This window comes from Streptomyces sp. NPDC057694 (assembly GCF_042799415.1).
Classification (GTDB): Bacteria; Actinomycetota; Actinomycetes; order Streptomycetales; family Streptomycetaceae; genus Streptomyces.
On sequence record NZ_JBHVIX010000015.1, the window covers coordinates 84,837 to 104,494 of the forward strand.

The window sequence follows — 19,658 nt, forward strand, 5'->3', positions numbered from 1 at the left end:
CGCCGAAGGCGGAACGAAGAGGGGGAGGCCGGGCGTTGGGCCCATCACGACAGTTACGGGGGCGGCGATGAAGCACGTGAGCGAGATCAGCGGGATCAGCGAGATGACGGGCAGCACTGGCAGCACCGGCAGCGGGGGCGACGGCGGCGGCCCGGACGTCACCGTGCGCACCGACGGCCTGCCCGCCTGGCTCGACCCCGTCGCCCACACCGCCGCCACGCTCCGCGGTGAGCAGCTCAGCCGCTTCCTCCCGCCGAAGGACGGCGCGGGCCGGCAGTCCGCGGTGCTGATCCTGTTCGGCGAGGGCGAGCGCGGCCCCGAGCTGCTGCTCATGGAGCGCTCGGGCTCGCTCAGATCCCATGCGGGTCAGCCCTCGTTCCCCGGCGGCGCCCTCGACCCGGAGGACGGCGACCCGCGCACCGAGGGCCCGCTGCGCGCCGCCCTGCGCGAGGCCTGGGAGGAGACCGGCCTCGATCCGCACGGCGTGCAGCTCTTCGGCGTGCTGCCCAAGCTCTACATTCCGGTGAGCGGATTCGTCGTCACGCCCGTACTGGGATGGTGGCGGACGCCCACCCCCGTCGCGGCGGTCGATCCGGCGGAGACGGCCCGGGTCTTCACGGTCCCCGTGGCCGATCTCACGGACCCGGCCAACCGGGCGACGACGGTCCACCCGAGCGGCCACCGCGGCCCGGCCTTCCTCGTGGAGTCGGCGCTGGTGTGGGGGTTCACGGCGGGCGTGATCGACAGACTGCTGCACTACGCGGGCTGGGAGCGTCCGTGGGACCGGGAGAACACGGTGCCACTCGACTGGCGCTCATGACAGGGTGGTCGCCGTGCTGTGCGATGCCGGTGACTGCGATGTGAGGCGAGGCGTGACGAGGCGGGGCGTGACGAGGGCGGGGCTGTAGACGGTGAACGTGCTGGACATCCTGCTGCTCGCCGCGGCCGTGTGGTTCGCGGTCGTCGGCTACCGCCAGGGCTTCGTCGTCGGCATCCTGTCGGTGATCGGCTTCCTGGGCGGCGGTCTCGTCGCGGTCTACGCGCTGCCCATGCTCTGGGCCGCGCTCACCGATGACGCGACGGTCTCGACCACCGCCACGGTCGTCGCCGTGGTCGTCGTCATCGTCTGCGCCTCGGTGGGCCAGGCCTTCACCACGCACTTGGGTAACAAGCTGCGCAGATACATCACGTGGTCGCCTGCCCGGGCGCTGGACGCGACGGGCGGCGTCCTGGTCAATGTGGCGGCGATGCTGCTGGTGGCGTGGCTGATAGGTTCCGCGCTCGCCGGGACGACGCTGCCGACGCTCGGCAAGGAGGTCCGCGGCTCCAAGGTGCTGCTCGGGGTCTCGCGCGCGCTGCCGACGCAGGCGGACACCTGGTTCGCCAATTTCTCCTCCGCCCTCGCGCAGAACGGTTTCCCCCAGGTCTTCAGCCCGTTCGCGAGCGAGCCGATCACCGAGGTCCGCCCGCCCGACCCGGCCCTTGCGAGCAGCCCGGTCGCCGCGCGCGCCCAGCGGTCCATCGTCAAGGTCGTGGGCCAGGCGCCCAGTTGCGGCAAGGTCGTGGAGGGCACCGGCTTCGTCTTCGGCGACCGCCGCGTGATGACGAACGCGCACGTGGTGGGCGGCGTCGACGAACCGACCGTCCAGATAGGCGGTGAGGGCGTCAAGTACGACGCGAAGGTCGTCCTCTACGACTGGAAGCGCGACATCGCGGTCCTGGACGTGCCGTCACTGAGGGCGCCCGCGCTCCAGTTCGCGCGGACCGACGCACAGCGCGGCGGCGGCGCGATCGTCGCGGGCTTCCCGGAGAACGGCTCGTACGACGTGCGTCCCGCGCGCGTGCGCGGCCGGATCGACGCCAGCGGACCGGACATCTACCACCGGGGCACGGTCGAGCGCGACGTGTACTCGCTGTACGCGACGGTGCGTCAGGGCAACTCGGGCGGCCCGCTGCTGACCCCGGACGGCAAGGTCTACGGCGTGGTCTTCGCGAAGTCCCTCGACAACGACGACACGGGCTACGCGCTGACCGCCGACGAGATCGGCGCCGACATCACCCGGGGCCGCACGGCGGCCCAGCAGGTCGACACGGACGCCTGCGCGCTCTGACCACTCCGGAGGCCCGGACTGCCCGAAGTCCCCTGGGAAACAGGGGAGTTCAGCTCCGGCTGGTGTGCCGCAGTCGCGCCGACACCCAGCGGGCCCGACGCCGCAGGATACGCGGAATGCCCAGTTGGAGATCGTGCGCAGGATCGTCCTGCGGCGCTCCCCTCTGGGGTGAGCCCAGCGTCATCGCTGGGCGGCGGTTGCGTGCTGCGTCACTGTAATCGTGCGTCCAGCCCATACCTCGACGTGTGCCCGTGCCCCATGGTCGGTAACCTCCCCCACGGTCCCCAAATTGGCGTATGCGGCAGGCATTTGGCTGTTCGTAGTACAGATGTTCCCGCCCGCATACCGGGCACTCACCGAGCGCTCACGACCGGTCACCGAGCGATCGTGGAACGTTCTCCCGTTCACCGTTCTACCGGTCGGGTTCGGGGTCCTTCAGCCAGTTCACGAGTTCCTTGGAGAACGCCTCGGGGTCTTCCTCGTGGGGGAAGTGCCCGAGACCGTCGAACAGGCGCCAGCGGTACGGCGCTTCGACGTACTCGCCCGATCCGGCCGCGCTCCGGGTGCGCATCACCGGATCGAGCGAGCCGTGCAGATGCAGCGTGGGCACCCGCACCGGCCGCTTCATGCGCCGGTTGAACTGAATGCCGTCGGGCCGGGCCAGCGAGCGCACCATCCACCGGTACGGCTCGATCGAGCAGTGGGCCGTCGACGGGATCAGCATGGCCCGCCGGTAGGTCTCCACGGTCTCGTCGTCGGGCTGCTGCGGCCCCGACCAGTCCCGTACGAGCTTGCCGACCAACTCCGCGTCGTCGGCGACGAGCTGACGCTCGGGCAGCCACGGCCGCTGGAAGCCCCAGACGTACGAACCCGAACGCGACTGCCGGTAGTCCGCGAGCATCGCCGAGCGCCAGCGGCGCGGGTGCGGCATCGAGGACACGGCGAGCCGGCGCACCAGCTTGGGCCGCATCACGGCCGCCGTCCAGGCCAGATAGCCGCCGAGGTCGTGCCCCACCAGCGCCGCGTCCGGCTCGCCCAGCGACCGCACCACACCGGTGATGTCGAGCGCCAGGTTTGCCGGGTCGTAGCCGCGCGGCGTCCGGTCGCTGCCGCCCACTCCGCGCAGGTCCATGGCGACGGCCCGGAACCCCGCGTCGGCCAGCGCGACGAGCTGGTGCCGCCACGCCCACCAGAACTGCGGGAAGCCGTGCAGCAGCAGGACCAGCGGCCCGTCGCCCATCTCGGCGATGTGGAACCGCGCGCCGTTGGCGGCCACGTCCCGGTGGAGCACCTCTCTCCCGCCGGGGACGTCCAGGCGTACTACTGAAGCGGGCGGCTGTGCGGCCGAAGGAGTGGCGGGGTCCGTCATGAAGACGAGCGTGCCACAGCCTCGATGGCCTCGGGGACACGGTCGCCGGCCGTCACCTCGCGCGGGTGCGGCTTGGCGTGCTGAAGGACGCCCGCCGTCTCCTTGAACGAGGCGGCGACCTTCTGCGGGCCCTTGCCCTTCTTGGCCTTCTTGGCGAAGACGACGCCGATCAGGCTGAGCAGGACCGCGAGGACCACGCTGGCGCTGAAGGACAGCAGGAAGCACCAGGCGAGGTTCCAGCCGCCATTGCCGTTGAAGCCGCCCGTCCAGGCATTGATGCCGTACGCCAGGGCGAAGCTCAGCATGGGCAGTGAGAAGACCAGCACGGCCACGGCCACGGTGAACATGCCGCCGCTGGTCGCCCCGCGCTTCACGTCCTGCTTGAGCTGGGCCTTCGCCAGGGCGATCTCGTCGTGCACCAGTGCGGACATCTCGGTCGTCGCCGAGGCGAACAGCTGGCCGATGCTGCGTTCGGCGCCGACCGGGCTGCCGTCGGGTGCGCTCATCGCGTACTCCCTGTTGTTCTGTCGGTGCTCCGTATGTGCGGACTCGTTGTCAGATCATGCCGGACGCTCGTCCTCGTCGCCTGCCCCGGCCGCCGTTTCGGCAAGCCTGCGATGCTCGGCGGCCTTCTTCTCGTGGATCTCGGCCATTCGGAGGTGGTACTCCGGGTTGTCGAGTTCGTAGATGTCGGGGATGCCGTCCTGGTCCTCGTCGCGCTCCTCGGTCTCCCACAGGGCGCGGTACTTGGCGTTCCGTATCTTCAGCAGCACGCTGCTGAGCACGGCCGCGATCAGCGAGCCCATGAGGACGGCGGCCTTCACCTCGTCGGTCAGCAGCGGGTCGCCGGTGAAGGCGAGTTCGCCGATGAGCAGCGACACGGTGAAGCCGATCCCGGCGAGCGAGGCGACCGCGAACACGTCCGCCCAGGCCAGCTCGTCGGGCAGGGACGCCTTGGTGAACCGGGCCGTCAGCCACGTACCGCCGAAGATGCCGACGGCCTTGCCGACGACGAGACCGAGCACCACACCGAGCGTCTCCGGCCGGGTGAACACCTCTCCCAGTGCGCCGCCCGACACCGCGACACCGGCGCTGAACAGCGCGAACAGCGGCACCGCCAGACCTGCCGAGAGCGGGCGGACCAGGTGTTCGATGCGCTCGCCGGGGGAGTGGTCCTCCCGCTCTTCGCGGTGGCAGCGCAGCATCAGGCCCATGGCGACACCGGCGATGGTGGCGTGGATGCCGCTGTTGTACATCAGGCCCCAGATGACCAGCGCGAGCGGCACGTAGACGTACCAGCCGCGCACCCGCTTGCGCAGGAGCAGCCAGAAGACCGCGAGGCCGACGAAGGCGCCCGCGAGCGCGGCGAAGTTGATGTCGCTCGTGAAGAACACCGCGATGATCAGGATCGCGAAGAGGTCGTCGACGACGGCGAGGGTGAGCAGGAAGGCGCGCAGGGAACTCGGCAGCGACGTGCCGATGACGGCGAGCACGGCGAGCGCGAAGGCGATGTCGGTGGCGGTGGGCACGGCCCAGCCGGACAGGGAGCCGCCGCCGGTCGAGGCGACGACGGTGTACACGATCGCGGGCATCGCCATGCCGCAGAGGGCGGCGACGACGGGCAGCGCGGCCGCCTTCGGGTCGCGCAGATCGCCCGCGACCAGCTCACGCTTGAGTTCGATTCCGGCGACGAAGAAGAAGACCGCGAGGAGTCCGTCGGCCGCCCAGTGCTCGATGGAGAGGTGCAGCCCGAGCGCGGACGGGCCCAGGTGGAAGTCGCTGACGGTCTGGTAGCTGTGGCTGAGCGCCGGTACGTTCGCCCAGATCAGGGCCGCGACGGCGGCCGCGAGGAGCAGGATGCCGCCGACGGTCTCGGTGCGCAGCGCCTCGGCGATGAAGTTCCGCTCGGGCAGGGAGATCCGGCCGAGTACGGTGCGCTCGCTCTTGCTCCGCTTGTTGCTCTGCTTCTGGGGCTGCTCTTGGGGCGCTGCCACGAGGGGACCTCCGGTCGGGCACGGCTGATGACATCGCCGACCAGACTTCCCGGCACACCCTGTGACTTTCATGGCGCGTTCTTGACGCGTTCTTCACCCTACCGGGTGCAGGCGAGAGCTACCTGGTGATCATCACCATACGCACGAAACGGGCACCCGGCGCGTTCGCCGAGTGCCCGTTCGTCCGTGCTCGTGGGTGATCAGTCCTCGCTGGGCGCCGCCGGCAGCTTGTTCTGGATCAGGTCCATCACGGAGGAGTCGGCGAGCGTGGTGACGTCACCCACCGCGCGGTTCTCCGCGACGTCGCGCAGCAGACGGCGCATGATCTTGCCGGAGCGCGTCTTGGGCAGCTCGGCGACCGGCAGGACCCGCTTGGGCTTGGCGATCGGGCCGAGGACGGCGCCGACGTGGTTGCGCAGGTCGGCGACGAGGGACTCGTCCTCCGCGTTCGCGGTGCCGCGCAGGATCACGAAGGCGACGATCGCCTGTCCGGTCGTCTCGTCGTTGGCGCCGACGACGGCGGCCTCGGCGACGGCCGGGTGGGAGACGAGGGCGGATTCGACCTCGGTGGTCGAGATGTTGTGCCCGGACACGAGCATCACGTCGTCGACGCGGCCCAGCAGCCAGATGTCGCCGTCCTCGTCCTTCTTGGCGCCGTCACCGGCGAAGTACTTGCCCTCGAAGCGCGACCAGTACGTGTCGATGAACCGCTGGTCGTCGCCCCAGATGGTGCGCAGCATCGACGGCCACGGCTCGGTGAGGACGAGGTAGCCGCCCCCGCCGTTCGGCACCTCGTTCGCCTCGTCGTCGACGACGGTCGCGGAGATGCCGGGCAGCGCGCGCTGGGCGGATCCCGGCTTGGTCTCGGTGACGCCCGGCAGCGGCGAGATCATCATCGCGCCGGTCTCGGTCTGCCACCAGGTGTCCACGATGGGGCACTTGTCGGCGCCGATGTTCTTCCGGTACCAGACCCAGGCCTCGGGGTTGATCGGCTCGCCCACGGAACCCAGCACACGGAGGCTGCTGAGATCGAACTTCGCGGGGATGTCGTCGCCCCACTTCATGAACGTACGGATCGCGGTCGGCGCCGTGTACAGGATCGTGACGCCGTACTTCTGCACGATCTCCCAGAACCTGCCCTGGTGCGGGGTGTCCGGGGTGCCCTCGTAGATGACCTGCGTCGCGCCGTTCGAGAGCGGGCCGTACGTGATGTACGAGTGGCCGGTGACCCAGCCGATGTCGGCCGTGCACCAGTAGACGTCGGTCTCCGGCTTGAGGTCGAAGACGGCGTGGTGGGTGTAGCTGGCCTGCGTGAGGTAGCCGCCCGAGGTGTGCAGGATGCCCTTCGGCTTACCCGTCGTGCCCGACGTGTAGAGGATGAAGAGCGGCTGCTCGGCGTCGAACGCCTCGGGGGTGTGCTCCGCGGACTGCCTTCCGACGACGTCGTGCCACCACACGTCGCGGCCCTCGGTCCAGGCCACGTCCTGCTTGGTGCGCTGCACGACCAGGACCTTGTCGACCGATACGCGCGTCAGGGCCTCGTCGACGGCCGGCTTGAGGGCGGAGGGCTTGCCCCGCCGGTAGCCGCCGTCGGAGGTGATGACGACCTTGGCGTCGGCGTCCTCGATGCGCTTGGCGATGGCGTCGGCCGAGAAGCCGCCGAAGACCACGGAGTGCGCGGCGCCGATGCGCGCGCAGGCGAGCATCGAGATGACCGCTTCCGGAATCATCGGCAGGTAGACGGCGACCCGGTCGCCCTGCTGCACGCCCAGCTCGGTCAGCGCGTTCGCGGCGCGGCTGACCTCGTCCTTCAGTTCGGCGTAGGTGATCGCGCGGCTGTCGCCGGGCTCGCCCTCGAAGTGGATGGCGACCCGGTCGCCGTTGCCCGCCTCGACGTGGCGGTCGACGCAGTTGTACGCGACGTTGAGCTTGCCGTCCTTGAACCACTTGGCGAACGGCGGGTTCGACCAGTCCAGGGTCTCGGTCGGTTCGGTGGCCCAGGTGAGGCGGCGGGCCTGCTCGGCCCAGAAGCCCAGCCGGTCAGCCTTGGCCTGCTCATACGCCTCGGCCGTGACGTTGGCGCTCGCCGCCAGGTCAGCGGGCGGCGCGAAGCGTCGCTCTTCTTTCAGAAGATTGGCCAGGCTCTCGTTGCTCACGGCTTCTGCCTTTCCCAAGGTGTCCGTTGTGTCCCAGGCCACAGCTCATCAGACGTCGACCCCTGGTGACAAGGGGTGTCCGAAAATTGGTTTAGACCTGTAGGCCGCGCATCGTACGGATGCACGCGTGTGGCTCCCGGCGGTGCCGGGAGCCACACGCTCTCACTTATCCCACGGACAGGGAAAAGGTCCGGTTCAGGCCCGGGCCGCTCCGCTGTCCTCGTAGGCGGCTGCCTCGACCTGGCCGAAGACGGGATCGCGCTCTTCCAGCAGGTAGGCCTGGGCCTCACCGACGTGGAAGTACATCCCGTGCAGTTCGAGCGCGCCCTCGTCCAGGGCGCGCGCGACCGACTCGTGCGCCCGCAGATGCTCCAACTGCTGGACGACATTGGTCAGGCAGAGCTGCTCGACCGTGTCGGCCGGCGCCCGGCCCGCGAGCCGCGCCCAGGGCAGCCCCTTGTCCGACATCCGCTCCAGGCTCGGGATCCCGTGCCGCAGCCACCGCTTGAGGGGGGTGAGCGCCCCGGCGGCCGACGGCGGGCTGCTCAACAGCGCCTGCATGGCCCCGCATCCGGAGTGCCCGCACACGGTGATCGACTGCACCTTCAGGACGTCGACGGCGTACTCGATGGCGGCGGCGACCGAGTCGTCCGCGCTCTCGGCACCCGGCAGCGGCACCAGATTGCCCACGTTCCGCACGACGAAGAGGTCGCCGGGGCCGCTGGACGTGATCATCGAGGTGACGACCCGGGAGTCGGCGCAGGTCAGAAAGAGCTGCGTGGGCTTCTGTCCCTCCCGCGCGAGCCGGGCCAGCTCACCGCGGACCAGCGGCGCCGTGTTCCGCTGGAACGCGCTGATGCCGCTCGCCAGGTGATGCCCGCCGCGCGGCGGCTCCGTCCGCGCGGCGGCATCAGGGGTGTGGGTGTGCGGCCGGTCGTCGCAGTGGTGGTTGCGCCAGGGTGTCCAGGGGCGGCAGCAGGCGTGCGAGGCGCTCGCGGGCTCGGCGATCCGCGCGCCGCCCCGCCCGGCCACCTCGACCTGGCCGCCCTGCGTGATGTGGGCCTTCTGCCAGCCCTGAAGGGCTTCGTACGCGGCGTGGTCCATGAAAGATCCGTCCAACTCCACTACGCAGTTGGCCCCTTGGGGCACCTGATGAAGGGTGCGGCTCAGCCGCGGCACGGCGAGGAACGTCAACTGGCCGCGTACGCGCACATGGTGGACACCGCGGGCGTCCTCCTCGCGTGTGATCCGGGTGCGCGCGAGGCGCTGCATCGCGACGCCGACGGCGACCGCGACACCGAGACCGACGCCTTCGAGCACGCCGAAGACGACGACGCCGAGGGTGGTCACGACGTAGACGAGCACTTCACGGTGGCGGGTGACCGTGCGGATGTGGTGCAGGGACACCATCTGGATGCCGACCATCATCACCAGCGCGGCGAGCGAGGCGAGCGGGATCAGCTCCAGGACGGGGACCAGGAGGAGGGTGGCCGCTACTACCCAAACGCCGTGCAGCACCGCGGAGTTCCCGCTCACGGCGCCCGCGTTGATGTTCGCGGTGGAGCGCACCGCGACGCCCGCGACGGGCAGCCCGCCGAGCGAACCGGAGACGATGTTCGACGCGCCCTGGGAGAGCAGCTCCCGGTCCAGGTTCGAACGGCGCATCGCGGGGGGCAGATCGGGCCGCCCGGCGGCCATCTTGTCCACGGCGACGGCGCCGAGCAGCGACTGCACGCTGCACACCAGGGTGGTGGTCAGCACGGCGGCGGCGATGCCGAGCACGGGCCCCTCGGGCAGCCCGGCCAGCGCGTGGCTGCTCCAGGAGGGCAGGTCGACCTCGGGCAGGCTCAGTCCGAGCAGCGCGGCGGTGACGCTCGCGGCGGTCACGGCGACGAGCGCGCCCGGGATCTTGCGGGTGACGCGCCCGACGCGCCCCGGGATCTTCGGCCAGGCGAGCAGCAGGGCGATGGTGAGGACGCTGATGCCGAGGGCGGCGGGCTGCAGGTTCGCCAACTGCGCCGGTAGAGCGCCCAGATTGGCGAGCACGGAGCTCTGGGGGGTGCCGCCGAGGACGATGTGGACCTGGGCGACGGCGATGGTGATGCCGATACCGGCGAGCATGCCGTGCACCACGGCGGGGCTGACGGCGAGTGCCGTACGCGCCACGCGCAGGCAGCCGAGCCCGAGCTGGGCGACTCCGGCCATCACGGTGATGGCGCAGGTGGTCCGCCAGCCATAGCGCTGGATCAGCTCGGCGGTGACCACGGTCAGGCCCGCGGCGGGGCCGCTGACCTGGAGCGGGGCGCCGCCCAGGACACCGGCGACGATGCCGCCGACGGCGGCGGCGACCAGCCCCGATTCCAGGGGCGCGCCGGTGGCCAGGGCGATGCCGAGGGACAGCGGGAGGGCGATCAGGAAGACCGCGATGGACGCCGAGAGGTCGGCGCCCGCGATACGGAAGCGGCGGCGGGGCGCCGGCGGTGGACTGTGGGCCGGGTGGGCGGCGTCTGTCGGCTCGCCCGGTCGTTCGGAGTCACTGGCGCGGGTGGGTACGCAGGCTGACATGTGTTCCCGTCTCCTCCGGGGTGCAGCGCGGTCGCGGAATGTGGGGCGCGGCCGTGGTTCACGGCGTGCAGCGGCGGGATGAAAATCAACGTTCGATATCAACGCTCGGTAAATGAACAGTAATGCAGAGTAAAGAACTGGGCCGGATTAAAAGGGCAAATGGGGCAAGGCTTCACTCTGAGTAGTGAACAAAAACTCTGGTCGGCTTGTCGTACAAAACGCGTGCGGCCTGTGTGTGACGGTGACGGCGCCGCCCGCCGGAAGCGGGCATTTCTCGCATTCACCTCCTGTCAGCCGACCCCAGGAAGAAGGTGGGCGGAAGATGGCCGCCACCCGAAGGATCGCTCCCCGCCCGTCCCTGCGGCTCGCCGCGGGCATCACCGCCGCGGCCGCCTGCGCCGCGGCCCTCGCCGGCTGCGGCACGGACGCCCCGCAGCACCAGGGCGCCCCGGGCCCGAAGAAGGCCGCCGCACCCCACAAGGGCGCTCCGGGCAGCGTGCTCCGCCTCATCGGCGACGGCTCGACCGCGTACACCGGTCGTCAGCCGCACCTGCCAAGAGCCGACCGCCTCAAGGCGGGGCAGAAACCGCCCCAGTTCGTCGTCTTCTCCTGGGACGGCGCGGGCGAGGACAGCCAGCAGCTCTTCTCGCACTTCCGCAAGGTCGCCAAGAAGAACAACGCGACCATGACGTACTTCCTCAGCGGCGTGTACATGCTCCCGGAGGACAAGGCGAGCGAGTACCACGCGCCGCAGCACTCGCCGGGCCGCTCCGACATCGGCTTCAACGACCTCAAGGGAATCAAGGACACCGCGGAGCAGGTCCGCGGCGCCTGGCTCGAGGGCAACGAGATCGGCACCCACTTCAACGGCCACTTCTGCGGCAAGGACGGCGGCGTCGGCCAGTGGTCCGTGCCCGAGTGGAAGAGCGAGATCGCCCAGGCCAAGTCGTTCGTGAAGTCGTGGAAGACCAACACGGGCCTGAAGAAGGCGGCGCCGCTGCCCTTCGACTACGACAAGGAACTCATCGGCGCCCGCACGCCCTGCCTGGAGGGCCAGAAGAACTTCATGCGCGCCGCCCACGACCTGGGCTTCCGCTATGACACCAGCGGCGTCAACAACCAGGTCTGGCCGCAGAAGAAGGACGGCCTGTGGGACCTGTCCATGCAGCTCGTGCCGTTCCTCGGCCATTCCTACGAGCAGCTGACCATGGACTACAACTTCGCCGTGAACCAGTCCGGCACCATGCACGGCGACCCCGCCAAGCACGCCTACTGGGGCAACCAGATGCGTGACAGCCTGCTGGCGGGCTTCGATCGCGCCTACCAGGGCAACCGCGCTCCGCTGATCATCGGCAACCACTTCGAGTCCTGGAACGGCGGCACCTACATGCGTGCCGTCGAGCAGACCGTCGAGAAGGTCTGCAACAAGCCGGACGTGCGCTGTGTGTCCTTCCACCAGCTCGCCGACTGGCTCGACGCCCAGGACACCAAGACCCTGCGCAAACTCACCACGCTGCCGGTCGGCAAGGCGCCCGAGCAGGGCTGGCCGGCCTTCCTGGGCGGCGGCGGACCGGCCCCGGCCCCGAAGGGGGTACCGGGCGCACCGGCCGCCAAGCAGTAGCCCGCGTCAGGCAGTTGCGGCGACGCTCTCCTGAAGCGTGAAACCGGGGTCGACCTGCGAAGCCAGGTCGGCCCCGGTCTTCTCGTTGCCCCAGTTCTGGGCGTTCTTCACGTGGAAGTGGACCATCTGTCGCGTGTAGCGCTCCCAGTCGCGCGCCTCGTACGTCGCGTCGGCAGCGTCCTGGAGCGCCCGCAGGGACGCCCTGTTGGGCTCCTCCAGGAGGTCGAAGCGCGGCGGGCGGCCCTTCTCCATGGCGCGCACCCAGTCCGAGTGCCCGACGGTGACGAGCAGGTCGTCCCCGACCTCGGCGCGCAGGAAGTCGAGGTCGTCCTGGCCCTGCACCTTGTTCCCCACGACCTTCAGCGCGACGCCGAAGTCCCGGGCGTACTCCTTGTACTGGCGATAGACGGAGACTCCCTTGCGTGTCGGCTCGGCGACGAGGAACGTCATGTCGAAGCGGGTGAACATGCCCGAGGCGAAGGAGTCCGAGCCCGCGGTCATGTCGACCACCACGTACTCGCCGCGGCCGTCGACCAAGTGGTTCAGACACAGCTCCACCGCTCCGGTCTTGGAGTGGTAGCAGGCGACGCCGAGGTCGGCTTCGGTGAACGGCCCGGTGACCATCAAACGCACGGCGTCACCGTCGAGTTCCACCTCCCGGGCGCAGGTGTCGTACACCGGATTGTTCTCCCGCACCCGCAGCAGCCGGGAGCCCTCACCGGGCGGCGTCGTCTTGATCATGGTGTCGGCGGACGCGATGCGCGGGTTCGAACCGCGCAGGTAGTCCTTGATGAACGGCAGCCGGGCGCCGAGTGCGGGCAGTTCCGCGGCGGCGTCGTCGTCGAGACCGAGGGCCGGGCCCAGGTGCTGGTTGATGTCGGCGTCGACGGCGATGACCGGCGAGCCGGTGGTGGCGAGGTGGCGGATGAAGAGCGAGGACAGCGTGGTCTTGCCGCTGCCGCCCTTCCCGACGAAAGCGATCTTCATGTTCACAAAGGGTAGCCCCGCCGTCACTGTTCGTGGTGCGCGCGCGTGAAGAAGACCACTCCTTCGTGGGGCGCGGGCCCCGGGACCGTAGGGTCGTACTCATGAGTACGACAGCCGACCCCCTCGCCACGCTCGCGACCCTGCCGGGCGTGGCCGACGCCGTGGACTCCGTGCGCAAGGCCGTGGACCGGGTCTACGGGCACCGGGTCATGCGGCGCCGTGGCACCGAGGTCACCTCCGAGGCCGCGCTGCGCGGCGCACGCGGCAGCGCGGCGCTGTCCGGCGCCGACTGGAATCTCGAAGAGGTCCGCCGGCGTACCGACTTCAGCGGCGCCGACGGCGACCCGGAGGGGCCCGTGGTGGGTGCGGCCCTTCGGTTGACCGCAGAGGCGGGTCAACTCCTGTCCATCTGGCGGCAGTCGCCGCTGCGGGTGCTCGCGCGCCTGCATCTGGTCGCGGCCGCGGACCAGGGCGACACGGTGGGCCGGCCGCGCACGGCCGGTGAGCCCGTGGACGAGCCCCTGGTCGAGCTGCCGGTGCCGGACGCGGAGGAGGTGGCGGGCCGCCTCGAAGGGCTCGCTCAGCTGATCATCACGGGCAGTGCGGCGCCCGCCCTGGTGAGCGCCGCCGTCGTGCACGGCGAGCTGCTCGCGCTGCGCCCCTTCGGCTCGCACAACGGCCTGGTCGCGCGGGCGGCCGAGCGCATCGTCCTCGTGGGCAGCGGCCTCGACCCGAAGTCGATCTGCCCCGCCGAAGTGGGCCACGCGGAGCTGGGGCGCGCGGCGTACGCGGCGGCCCTCGAAGGCTATGTCTCCGGTACGCCGGACGGGATGGCCGCCTGGATCAGGCACTGCGGCAAGGCCGTCGAGCTGGGGGTCCGCGAGTCGACCGCGGTGTGCGAGGCGCTGCAGCGCGGCGCGGCCTGAGCGCGCCCAAGACGGTCCCTACAAGGAAACGGTCCCCACAAAGGGTTGCGGCGGTACGAGTCCTCGTACCGCCGCCGGCATGGCCACTGGGTTACCAAGCGTCCTCGAAGTGTTGCCCATCAGGTCGGGTGCTTTGCCCGTCGCCTGGTGCGGCTGGCCCGTAATCGACGGGTCGACGTCGCGTGGGTGCCCGGTGTTCATGCTTCGGTCCGTGGGGCCTTTTCTGCGGTTGAAGGTGATCCTCTCGGATGTCCTTGGTCTCGCGGGCCGTTGACTCCTTTGTACTCCTCGCCCGGAGGAAGCGAAACCCCTGGCCGCACTTCTTTACTTTTAGGTTCAAACAGGGGCGAATCGGGCGCTTCGCTGTGTGTTCGTTTCTCTACGCGCTCGGGAGTGCCCGGCGCCGACTCGCGTACCAGACCAGCCCCGCCGTGGCGGCCGCCGCACCGAGCGCGGCAGCGGCGACCAGTGCCGGGCGGGACGGGGCGGAGAGGTGCGGCAGCCGTTGCTTGAGCCGTACCGGCTTGTGGAAGTCGAGAATCGGCCACTCGCGCGTGAGCGCCTCGCGGCGCAGCGCCCGGTCCGGATTGACCGCGTACGGATGCCCGACGGCGCTCAGCATCGGCACATCGGTCGCGGAGTCGCTGTACGCGTAGCAGCGCGCGAGGTCGTAGCCCTCCGAGGCGGCGAGTTCCTTGACGGCCTCCGCCTTGGTCGGCCCGTACGCGTAGTACTCCACCTCGCCGGTGAAGCAGCCGTCGTCCCCGACGACCATCCGCGTGGCCACCACCCGGTCCGCGCCGAGCAGTTCACCGATCGGCTCGACCACCTCGGCGCCCGAGGTGGAGACGATGACCACGTCCCGGCCGGCGGTGTGGTGCTCCTCGATGAGGGACGCCGCCTCGTCGTAGATGATCGGGTCGATCAGGTCGTGCAGCGTCTCGGCGACGATCTCCCGCACCTGCCGCACGTTCCAGCCGCGGCACAGCGCCGACAGGTACTGGCGCATCCGCTCCATCTGGTCGTGATCGGCGCCCCCGGCCAGGAAGACGAACTGCGCGTAGGCCGTGCGCAGCACGGCCCTGCGGTTGATCAGTCCGCCTTGGTAGAACGATTTGCTGAACGTGAGCGTGCTCGACTTGGCGATGACGGTCTTGTCCAGGTCGAAGAACGCCGCTGTGCGGGGCATGGAGTGGTGCAAGGAGTGGTTTTCCACAAGCCCGAGCATAGGCGCCCACCATTCGGCGTAAGCTGTGGCGCGTGGGTTTGCCTGAGAAGGCTCTCGGGTACACCATGGAAGTCACGGATCGTTCGCGACCGTGCTAACCCGGTCTGGCTCCTCCCCCCCCGAGTCGGACCGTGGGGACGACCCCCGCTCTCCCCCCCGGCGGGGGTCGTCGCATGTCCGGACCCGTTTTCGGGTCCTTTTTTCTTGCCTGTTTCCCGTGATTCCGGGCCCTGCGGCCCGACGTCGACCTGTGGCGTGTCCGTCACTGAGCGTGATGATCGGACTGCGCTGCGGAGGCCCCGGAGGCGGTCCCCGGACGCTTCCCGGGCGGTTCTTGAAGGGGTTCCCCGGGGCGTTCCCGAGGGGGTTCCCGGACCCGTTCCCGGGGCGGCTCCGGGATGTCGCCGAGATGTCACCGGTATGGGTGATTGGGATATTCACAACCCTTCTCGCGTCCACAGTTTTTGACCAAGATCCACATGATTTCCGGGATCGCTGCACGGTGATTCCGCAGGCGAAGTCCGGGCGGCAGTTCATGGCCGACTCGTTATGACGAGCCGCGCCGGCGCCCGGTATTCGGCGCCCGGGCGCCGGTGACTTCGCGGCGGACCGGCTCGTCCGAGGGGCGGGCGAGCGTGCGGAGACAGGGGGATCGGATCGTGGTGAAGGTCAGCGCGGGGGACCCGCGGGGCGGGCGGCGTGTGCCGCTGATCGTGACGGAGGACGTGGTGCTCCTCGACGACCTGCTGCGGCTGTGCGCGGCGGCGGGGGTGCGGCCCGAGGTCGGGCACGGGGCGCCGGAGGGCAGAGGGAGGTGGGAGGCGGCGCCCCTGGTGCTGGTCGGGGGCGACGCGGCGGGGCGGTTGCGCGGTGCGGCCCGGCGCGACGGAGTGATGCTCGTCGGGCGGGACCAGGACGACCCCGGGGTGTGGCGGCGGGCCGTGGAGATCGGCGCCGAGCAGGTGCTGATGCTGCCGGACGCCGAGCAGTGGCTGATGGACCGGATCGCCGATGTCGCGGAGGGCGTGGGCAGGCCCGCGCTGACCGTCGGCGTCCTCGGCGGCCGGGGCGGGGCCGGCGCCTCGACGCTGGCCTGCGGGCTCGCGGCGGCGTCCGTGGCGGCCGGGCGGCGCACCCTGCTGGTCGACGCGGACCCGCTCGGCGGCGGCCTCGACGTGCTGCTCGGCGGCGAGGCGACGGACGGGCTGCGCTGGCCGGCGTTCGCCCACTCCCGCGGCCGGGTCGGCTCTGCCGCGCTGGAGGAGTCGCTGCCCTGTGTGCACGGCATGCGGGTGCTCAGCTGGGACCGCGGCGACCTGACGGCGGTACCGCCCGAGGCGGTGCGCGTGGTGCTCGCTGCGGGGCGGCGCCAAGGCGGGGCCGTCGTGGTGGATCTGCCGCGCAGGGTCGACGCGGGCTCGGTGGAGGCGCTGGCCCAGCTCGATCTCGGGCTGCTCGTGGTGCCGCCGGAGCTCCGGGCCGTCGCGGCCGCCCGACGGGTGGCCGACGCCGTCGGAATGCTCGTACGGGACCTGCGGGTCGTGGCGGCGCCCGCCCGCGGGGCACGGCGCTCCGGGGTGCTGGACGCGGACGAGGTGGCCCGGCTGATCGGACTGCCGCTGGCCGGAGAGCTTCCGCTGGACACGGGCGTACTGGCGGGCCGGACACCCCAGGCGGCGTCCGGAGGCCCGCTGCGGCGGTTCTGCACGGGATTCTGGGAGCGGGTGCCGGTGGCCGTGGAGCAGGCGGAGACGTCATGAGCGCGGTGGTCGGGGCGCGAATGCTCGACGGGGTCCGGCAGTGGCTCGCCGAGACCGGGTCGGAGGCGACCCCCGCGCGGGTGGCCGAGGCGCTCAGGGCCCAGGGGAGGGTCCTCGGCGATGCCGAAGTGCTCGGCGTCGCGGGCCGGCTCAGGTCCGAGCTGGTGGGCGCGGGACCGCTGGAGCCGCTCCTCGCGGACCCTTCGGTGACGGACGTCCTCGTCTCGGCGCCGGACCGGGTGTGGGTCGACCGGGGCGGCGGCCTGGAGCGGGCCGACGTGGCCTTCGACAGCGCCGCGGCCGTCCGCAGACTGGCCCAGCGGCTCGCCGCCGTGGTGGGGCGCCGCCTCGACGACGCCCGCCCCTGGGTGGACGCGCGGCTGCCCGACGGGACCCGGCTGCACGCCGTCCTGCCGCCGGTCGCGGTGGGCTGCACATGCCTGTCGCTCCGGGTCGTACGCCCCCGGGCGTTCACCCTGAAGGAGCTGGTCACGGCCGGGACGGTGCCACCGGGCGGGGACCGGGTGCTGCGGGCGCTGCTCGACGCGCGCCTGTCGTTCCTGATCAGCGGCGGTACGGGCAGCGGGAAGACGACGCTGCTCAGCGCGCTCCTCGGGCTGGTCGGCCCCGACGAGCGGATCGTCCTCGCCGAGGACTCCGCCGAGCTGCGGCCGGACCACCCACACGTGGTGCGCCTGGAGGCGCGGCCCGCCAATCAGGAGGGGGCCGGCGCCGTCGGCCTCGACGACCTGGTGCGCCAGGCGCTGCGGATGCGGCCGGACCGGCTCGTCGTCGGCGAGGTGCGCGGCGCCGAGGTCGTCTCGCTCCTGGCCGCGCTCAACACGGGGCACGAGGGCGGCTGCGGCACCGTCCACGCCAACGCGGCGGGCGATGTGCCGGTGCGTCTCGAGGCACTGGGGACGGCGGCCGGACTCGACCGTGCGGCGCTGCACAGCCAGCTGGCGGCCGCGGTGTCGGTGGTGCTGCATCTCGTACGGGACCGGGGCGGTCGGCGCCGGATGGCGCAGGTGCGGGTGCTGGAGCGGGACGCGCAGGGGTGGGTGCGGGCCGTGCCGGCGCTGGAGTGGCAGGAGCGGGGCTTCGCGCCGGGGGAGGGGTGGGAGCGGCTGGGCGGCCTGCTGGGGGTGCGGCTGGAGTGAGAGCACCGCGCGGCACTGCGGAGGCGGAAGTGAACGTGACGGCTGGGAGGAGGAGTTGAGATGTCCGGTGTCGTGGCCGTGGGGCTGATCGGGGTGGCGGCCGTGGTGTGGGTCGTGAGAGTGCGGGAGGCCGAAGCGCGGCGGGTCCGCGCGGTGTTCGGCGAGGTGGCGGGTGTCGCGGCGGGGCCTGCCTGGCGGAGTGCGGGCGAGCGGTGGTGGAGGTGGGTGCGCGGCCGGCCCGAGTGGGGGTGCGCGGTCGCCGGTGCGGTGATCGGGTTCGCCGGGGCCTCGCCGCTGCCGCTGGTGCTGGGCGTCTGCGCGGTGCCCGCGGCGGCTCGGGCACGCCGTGGCAGAGCGGCGCTGCGGATGCGGGAGCGGCGTGGGGACGCGGTGATCCGGCTGTGCGAGGTGCTCGCCGGAGAGGTCAGCGCGGGGCGACAGCCGGGTGCCGGACTGGCCGTCGCCGTACGGGAGTCGGGCGCCCTGTCCGGCGCGGGGAGCGCGGCCGTGATGGCGGCGGCCCGGTTCGGCGGGGACGTCCCCGGGGCGCTGCGGTCGGCGGCCGGGGAGCCGGGAGCCGAGGGACTGCAAGGGCTCGCTGCCTGCTGGCACGTGGCGGTGGACCGGGGTGCAGGGCTCGCGGCCGGACTTGAGCGACTGGCGGACGCGCTGCGCGCGGAGCGGGATCAACGGGCGGATCTGCGAGCCCAGTTGGCGGGCCCCTGGTCGACGGCGGTGATGCTCGCCGGGCTTCCGGCGCTCGGGCTGCTGCTCGGATCGGCGCTGGGCGCACGGCCGTTGCGGGTGCTGCTGCACACCGGGGCCGGCGTGGGGTGCCTGGTGGTGGGCGGGGCGCTGGAGGCGGCGGGGCTGTGGTGGGCGTTGCGGATCGTGCGGAGGGCGGAGGCGTGAAGAGGAGGGCCTGACGGTTCGGATGGGCTCGGTGAGGCTGGCGGCCTGGACGGGTCGGTGTTCTGGACTGTTTCGACGGACGGGAGCGGTGAGGGGCATGGAAGTTTTCCACAGGCTGGGGGCGGTGCTGTGCGTACTGCTGGCGGTGGTGTGGCTGGGGCGGGCGGTCGAGATGCGGTGGCGAGAGCGGGAGCTTCGGCGCCGGGTGCGGCTGGTGCTGGACGTCGTCGCCGTGGACGCGGCGCGGCGGGGCTTTCGGATGCCGGGCGTGGTGCGCCGGTGGGCTCCGGTGGCCGGTGCGGTGAGCGCCGGGTACGTGGTGGTCGGCGGGGTGGCAGGGCTGCTCGTCGGGGCGGTCGTGGGCGGTGCGGTGTGGCGATGGCGGCGGGGCCGGGCGCTGTCGTCCGGGGCGGATGGCAAGGCCGAGGCGATGCGCCAACTGCCGCTGGCGGCCGATCTGCTGGCTGCCTGCATCGCGGCCGGAGCGGATCCGGTGGAGGCCGCGCGGGTGGTCGGGGAGTCGTTGGGCGGGCCCGTCGGGCGAGGACTTGCACGGGGCGCCGCGCAGGTGCGACTCGGCGGTGAACCGGGTCTGGCATGGAGGGAGTTGGCGGCGCTGCCCGGCGCCGGTGTGCTGGTGAGGCTCTTGGAGCGGGCCGGTGAGTCCGGGGCGCCCGCGGCGGCACCGGTCGCCCGGATCGCCGCGGAGTGCAGAGCCGAACGGGGGCGCAGAGCAACGGCGGTGGCGCGCCGCGCGGCAGTGGCCGTCACCGCTCCGGTGGGGCTGTGCTTTCTGCCCGCCTTCCTCGTGATCGGGGTGCTGCCTGTGGTGATCGGCCTCGGCGACGGGATGTTGGGCGGCCGCTGAT

16 protein-coding genes are annotated in these 19,658 nt (G+C 71.5%); 8 read left to right on the plus strand and 8 right to left on the minus strand.

The window, feature by feature from the left end; genetic code table 11:
• Positions 1-103: 103 nt before the first annotated feature.
• Both ACFVDP_RS28200 and ACFVDP_RS28205 read left to right on the plus strand, forming a co-directional pair.
• Entirely contained in the window at positions 104-820 is a 717-nt protein-coding gene (locus tag ACFVDP_RS28200; RefSeq protein WP_383495737.1) for an NUDIX hydrolase, read from the plus strand.
• A gap of 91 nt (positions 821-911) precedes the next feature.
• Complete coding sequence (locus tag ACFVDP_RS28205; RefSeq protein ID WP_383495372.1) at positions 912-2,111, plus strand: MarP family serine protease; 1,200 nt, start codon at positions 912-914, stop codon at positions 2,109-2,111.
• 49 nt (positions 2,112-2,160) lie between these two features.
• Here the strand turns inward: ACFVDP_RS28205 and ACFVDP_RS28210 are convergent, their stop codons facing one another.
• The 6 genes from ACFVDP_RS28210 to ACFVDP_RS28235 form a co-directional block, all read right to left on the minus strand.
• Entirely contained in the window at positions 2,161-2,346 is a 186-nt protein-coding gene (locus ACFVDP_RS28210; RefSeq protein WP_383495375.1) for a hypothetical protein, read from the minus strand.
• A 177-nt stretch (positions 2,347-2,523) separates the two neighbouring features.
• Positions 2,524-3,480 (minus strand): alpha/beta fold hydrolase, encoded by a 957-nt coding sequence (locus tag ACFVDP_RS28215; RefSeq protein ID WP_383495378.1) that lies wholly within the window; start codon positions 3,478-3,480, stop codon positions 2,524-2,526.
• Complete coding sequence (locus tag ACFVDP_RS28220; RefSeq protein ID WP_383495382.1) at positions 3,477-3,986, minus strand: phage holin family protein; 510 nt, start codon at positions 3,984-3,986, stop codon at positions 3,477-3,479. The genes ACFVDP_RS28215 and ACFVDP_RS28220 overlap by 4 nt, the downstream gene beginning before the upstream one ends.
• A gap of 54 nt (positions 3,987-4,040) precedes the next feature.
• Positions 4,041-5,474 carry a Na+/H+ antiporter NhaA gene (nhaA, locus tag ACFVDP_RS28225; RefSeq protein WP_383495385.1) on the minus strand — a complete coding sequence of 478 codons (1,434 nt, stop codon included), beginning with the start codon at positions 5,472-5,474 and terminating at the stop codon, positions 4,041-4,043.
• Between the two features lie 200 nt (positions 5,475-5,674).
• Entirely contained in the window at positions 5,675-7,672 is a 1,998-nt protein-coding gene (gene acs, locus ACFVDP_RS28230; protein WP_383495388.1) for an acetate--CoA ligase, read from the minus strand.
• Positions 7,673-7,825: 153 nt separating this feature from the next.
• Positions 7,826-10,195: a SulP family inorganic anion transporter gene (locus ACFVDP_RS28235; protein WP_383495391.1), complete on the minus strand. Its 2,370-nt coding sequence runs from the start codon at positions 10,193-10,195 to the stop codon at positions 7,826-7,828.
• A 322-nt stretch (positions 10,196-10,517) separates the two neighbouring features.
• On the opposite strand from ACFVDP_RS28235, the gene ACFVDP_RS28240 reads away from it, so the two are divergent.
• Complete coding sequence (locus ACFVDP_RS28240) at positions 10,518-11,816, plus strand: hypothetical protein (RefSeq protein ID WP_383495394.1); 1,299 nt, start codon at positions 10,518-10,520, stop codon at positions 11,814-11,816.
• 6 nt (positions 11,817-11,822) lie between these two features.
• On the opposite strand, the gene ACFVDP_RS28245 is transcribed toward ACFVDP_RS28240, so the two are convergent.
• Complete coding sequence (locus ACFVDP_RS28245; protein ID WP_383495397.1) at positions 11,823-12,803, minus strand: ATP-binding protein; 981 nt, start codon at positions 12,801-12,803, stop codon at positions 11,823-11,825.
• A 101-nt stretch (positions 12,804-12,904) separates the two neighbouring features.
• Here ACFVDP_RS28245 and ACFVDP_RS28250 point away from each other — a divergent pair, with 101 nt between their 5' ends.
• On the plus strand, positions 12,905-13,729 hold the full coding sequence (locus ACFVDP_RS28250) for an oxidoreductase (protein WP_383495400.1): 825 nt from the start codon (positions 12,905-12,907) through the stop codon (positions 13,727-13,729).
• 379 nt (positions 13,730-14,108) lie between these two features.
• Here the strand turns inward: ACFVDP_RS28250 and ACFVDP_RS28255 are convergent, their stop codons facing one another.
• Positions 14,109-14,957: an HAD family hydrolase gene (locus tag ACFVDP_RS28255; RefSeq protein ID WP_383495403.1), complete on the minus strand. Its 849-nt coding sequence runs from the start codon at positions 14,955-14,957 to the stop codon at positions 14,109-14,111.
• A 659-nt stretch (positions 14,958-15,616) separates the two neighbouring features.
• On the opposite strand from ACFVDP_RS28255, the gene ssd reads away from it, so the two are divergent.
• From ssd to ACFVDP_RS28275, 4 genes are all read left to right on the plus strand, one after another.
• Complete coding sequence (ssd, locus tag ACFVDP_RS28260) at positions 15,617-16,717, plus strand: septum site-determining protein Ssd (protein ID WP_383495406.1); 1,101 nt, start codon at positions 15,617-15,619, stop codon at positions 16,715-16,717.
• Positions 16,714-17,877 (plus strand): TadA family conjugal transfer-associated ATPase, encoded by a 1,164-nt coding sequence (locus ACFVDP_RS28265; protein WP_383495409.1) that lies wholly within the window; start codon positions 16,714-16,716, stop codon positions 17,875-17,877. The genes ssd and ACFVDP_RS28265 overlap by 4 nt, the downstream gene beginning before the upstream one ends.
• 60 nt (positions 17,878-17,937) lie before the next feature.
• Positions 17,938-18,789, plus strand: a complete 852-nt coding sequence (locus tag ACFVDP_RS28270) for a type II secretion system F family protein (protein ID WP_383495412.1) — start codon at positions 17,938-17,940, stop codon at positions 18,787-18,789.
• A gap of 97 nt (positions 18,790-18,886) precedes the next feature.
• Positions 18,887-19,657 carry a type II secretion system F family protein gene (locus ACFVDP_RS28275; RefSeq protein ID WP_383495415.1) on the plus strand — a complete coding sequence of 257 codons (771 nt, stop codon included), beginning with the start codon at positions 18,887-18,889 and terminating at the stop codon, positions 19,655-19,657.
• Position 19,658 lies beyond the last annotated feature (1 nt).